Origin of the sequence: Acinetobacter sp. YH12233, from assembly GCF_013417725.1 — a bacterium.
GTDB lineage: Bacteria > Pseudomonadota > Gammaproteobacteria > Pseudomonadales > Moraxellaceae > Acinetobacter.
Genome location: NZ_VPDK01000073.1, coordinates 1 through 4,157, shown reverse-complemented (window position 1 = coordinate 4,157; position 4,157 = coordinate 1). Strand labels below are relative to the sequence as shown.

At 36.6% G+C, this 4,157-nt stretch carries 4 protein-coding genes; 3 read left to right on the top strand and 1 reads right to left on the bottom strand.

The window, feature by feature from the left end; translation table 11 throughout:
* Positions 1-196: 196 nt before the first annotated feature.
* The gene (locus tag FTV12_RS16165; protein WP_180034335.1) at positions 197-1,348 is read right to left on the bottom strand and encodes a hypothetical protein; all 1,152 of its coding nucleotides are present in this window, start codon (positions 1,346-1,348) and stop codon (positions 197-199) included.
* Between the two features lie 867 nt (positions 1,349-2,215).
* On the opposite strand from FTV12_RS16165, the gene repM reads away from it, so the two are divergent.
* Genes repM through FTV12_RS16150 form a run of 3 tightly spaced genes read left to right on the top strand, consistent with a single transcriptional unit; the run spans position 2,216 to position 3,890 of the window.
* Positions 2,216-3,166: a replication initiation protein RepM gene (repM, locus tag FTV12_RS16160; RefSeq protein ID WP_180034334.1), complete on the top strand. Its 951-nt coding sequence runs from the start codon at positions 2,216-2,218 to the stop codon at positions 3,164-3,166.
* The gene (locus tag FTV12_RS16155) at positions 3,159-3,734 is read left to right on the top strand and encodes a plasmid replication DNA-binding protein (protein WP_180034333.1); all 576 of its coding nucleotides are present in this window, start codon (positions 3,159-3,161) and stop codon (positions 3,732-3,734) included. Before repM ends, FTV12_RS16155 begins: the two co-directional genes overlap by 8 nt.
* 12 nt (positions 3,735-3,746) lie before the next feature.
* Positions 3,747-3,890 (top strand): hypothetical protein, encoded by a 144-nt coding sequence (locus FTV12_RS16150; protein ID WP_168384854.1) that lies wholly within the window; start codon positions 3,747-3,749, stop codon positions 3,888-3,890.
* Positions 3,891-4,157: the final 267 nt, after the last annotated feature.

Genomic DNA, 4,157 nt, shown 5'->3' with positions numbered 1-4,157 from the left:
AAGCAGACGTGCACAGAAAATAGCAATCAAAGAACGAAATCTAAATCCTGTGCTTGACTTGGAATTGTCCATATAGGACATTTCTATTTGGTTATTAGGTAGGACATTTCTACTTAGGAATAACAGCCCTATTTACGGGCCTTTTAATCATCTGATTAACATAAAATCTCTTATGCGAAATTTAAGAAAAAAAGCTTTAGCATTTTTTTCTGTCTCTTCTTAATCGTTGATCTTTAGGCTTTTGCTTATTCCGTTTATTCAAATAAATCTGATCTGCATTTCGACAAGCCACTTCAAACTCTTTCATACTCCAAGCCTTCTTGGCAGTGAAGCGTACATAGTGTAAGTTTTTTGGAAAATACATTTGATTCAGCTTCTTCTGCTCGGGATTTCGGGCATTTAATATCGATCTCATTTTAGCCTGTAACGTGCCAATTTGATGACGTGTACCATGAAAATTCCCCTTAGAACTCAATCTAAAAGTGGCTTCTTTCAAACGATCAGCCTGTTCAGTCGAAATTAAATCAATTTTTTTATTCAACTCCCGCGTTGCCGACTGCATAAATTCTTGCGATAGATACCAGGTAAAACGGATTTTCTTCTGAGAATATCGTTGAAAAAACTCCAAATGCTTTTTACGAACCCCGCGTAATGCACGAGTTAGCTCTTTCAACCGCTCGTTATAGCTCACGTCATCGTTAAATTTAATTCCAAACCGTTGCAGTAAAAATGCACTCACGGATGCCTGATTCCAACGGGTATGTTCATTTTCTAAAAAAGCAAAGCCAAAAATACGTTGAATACTGGAAAAACGCCTGACATCAGAGGCATCAAAAGGCTTAAACACCCGATAAACCAGATCTTGGTTACTATCAATAGTTTTTACACGCTTGGCATGAACATTAAAAATAACGCCAAAGCGTTCAGGATGATAATAAACCCGAGAAAATTGTGGCTTAAGATCACTAAACTCAATGTATTGTCCCAGTACATAATCCCCATAGCGCAGCAGTTTTTCTTTTTTAGTCGTCAAGATACTATTCAACTTTTGCTTCTGTACCATGCTCGAATTTTTGGCGAGTATTTCTTTTAGCGTCAGCTTACTTCTTCGCGCTTCTCTGTAGCCTGTTGTAAATAACCAAAACTGGAATATCTCACTTTTGGCTGGATCATAATTGATGACCAGACTCCATACTGGTTCCCCGTAGTCCGATTTTTTCTTACGCTCAGATTCAGTCAGATCGAGGCCATACTCCAAAATTAACTTTGGAAGCACATGATGGAACTTTGAAAAAGGCACAGTATCAGAAAACCAAAACTTAGCACTTCCATTCGAAATGCATTGCATAAGACTGAGAAGACAGTCCGTTTTCGTTGTTGTGTAGTAGATCATTATCTAATCAAAATATGCCTTTTATGCGGAAAGCATAAAAGTTTATCTTTGATTAAAAAAGAACAAAAAACAAGATTTTTATAAAATAGTGTTTTTTTTGATCAATGATGGTTTTTCTGTAAATAAGAGTTCCATAAATCGAGCGTCAGCACATGCAGATATCAATTTCAAAATTGGTTTTCACCAATTTGATTAATCACCATAGAACGCTCTTATTTGCGATTTAAGCTTCTTTTATTTTTAAATTACCTATCACTATAAAAACCTGTAAACAGAGCTAAAAACGCAAAATATGACGATTTACAATAGTTTTTAGCGAGTGTCTACGAGCGACACAAAGAAAAGTCGCGCCTAGACTCTCTGAAAAACATTCTTTTAAAAATGAAAACTTAGAACAATAAGAAATTAGATGCAGATCTTTAAACCTAGATCGAGCGAAGCGAGCATAAAAAATTTATGAGCGAAGCGAATTCCGAGTTGCTTTTGCTTTTTATTAAATTCCAGATTGGTATTAGCCAAAAAATTGCCCCAACGAACTGAGCTTTAGCGAAGTTCAATAGAGTTTGAGCGTAGCGAAAACCAAGGGCAATTTTTCCTTTCCTGGGCTTTTAATTATTTTAAAGTTTTTAAATGCTTTTAGGTAAGCTGAAAGCCTTGTAAATAAAGGCTTCTAGACTTCATATGACACCGTTTACCTTGCAATATGACACCGTTTACCTTGCAATATGACACCGTTTACCTTGCAATATGACACCGTTTACCTTGCTTATAGCACTAAAATTAATTAAGGTGTCATAGCATAATAAATAATACTGGTGCTTCATGAGAGAGTTAGTTGTAAAAGACAATGCCTTAATTAATGCAAGTTATAACTTAGATTTAGTAGAACAACGTTTAATTTTATTAGCTATTGTTGAGGCAAGAGAAAGTGGGAAAGGGATTAATGCTAATGATCCCTTAACTGTCCATGCAGAAAGCTATATCAATCAATTTGGCGTACATCGCAATACCGCTTATCAGGCATTAAAAGATGCCTGTAATGATTTATTCGCAAGACAATTCAGCTATCAAAAAATAAATGAAAGAGGGAATATTGAGAACTATAGATCCCGTTGGGTTAGTGAAATTGGATATGTAGATAATGAAGCAGTGGTTAAGCTTATTTTTGCCCCTGCCATAGTTCCATTAATTACGCGCTTAGAAGAGCATTTTACTAAATACGAATTGCAGCAAGTTAGTAATCTCAGTAGTGCTTATGCTGTTCGTTTATATGAGTTATTAATTGCTTGGAGAAGTACGGGCTCTACTCCAATTATAGAGCTAAGTGATTTCCGTCAAAGAATTGGCGTACTCGATACTGAGTACAAGCGTATGGAACGCTTTAAAACTAGTGTACTTGAGCTCGCTATTAAACAAATTAACGAACATACAGATATCACAGTGAAGTATGAACAACACAAAAGAGGTCGATCAATTTCAGGATTTTCTTTTAACTTTAAACAGAAAAAGAAGGACAGCCCATCAATAGAAAGAGATCCGAATACTTTGGGTCTTTCTTCAAAGATGACCGATGCTCAACGGCATATGTTTGCAAATAAACTTTCAGAACTCCCTGAAATGGGTCGCTATTCACAAGGAACAGAAAGCTATCCTCAATTTGCTGTTCGTATTGCTGAGATGCTACAAGACCCTGAAAAAATCAAAGAACTATCCCCATACCTAAAAAAAGTGGGATACATGCCATCAAATAAAAAGGACACCGTAAATGGCTAAGTTATCACTAAGTGAAGTATCTAAAAAATTTCATGTGGATAGATCAACCATTTACAGAGCTGTACGTAATGGACGTTTATCACGCTCCAGTGATGGACAATTCGATCTAGCAGAGGTCATCCGATGCTTTGGAGAACCTGAGCAAACATCTCAAAAAATTGAATCATCTAAGCAAGAAGGTGATGAATCTACAAAAAAACTTATTGCCCATTTAGAAAATGAAGTCAAAAAATACCAAGAACGTGAAGAACGGTTAATGCAACAAATTGACCGTATGCAAACACTCATTGAGCTGAAAAGTGTTGCACCTGCCACAGCAGCACCACAACAAGACTCTACGGCATGCGACACCGACCTACCACAGCATGCGACAACACAACAAGACAATGATAATAAAAAGAATAATGAATTAAATATTGCAGAAAATGTGGCAGTGCCACAGCAAGAAACTACGGCATACCACACCCAAACGCTACAGCATGCCACGTTGCAAAATGTGGCAGTGCCACAACACAAAAAACGTGGCTTATTTGGCCGTGTGCTGAATGCTGTTTTTGATAATGACTAAGGGAGAGAGATCATGCCGAAACTGAAAGACATTACCCTGGGAATTGTTGTGGCCCCGCTGTTGATCCCGATCATGCTGATTGCATCGTACCAGGATAAAAAGGCACTCAAAAAAGAGCTCGATGAACGCCAAAAAGAAAAAGACCAGGCATCCTGATTATTCAATTGAGCTAATCAAAATCGTGAAACATTGCTTAAATAATAGGCGTGGAACGTGAAAAGTCATAAAAAAAGCCCAGTCATGGGAGACTGGGCTATAAACTGGGAACTACAGCATTGATTTCTATAGATAATTATAACGCATTTCGTATAAGGTGTATTATGTTAATTTTAGATAAACTATAGAATCCATTAGTTTTTAAACCAATAAATTAAATATTTTATGGAACTCCAGAATATTTATTCAGGCGATACTTAAGCAATA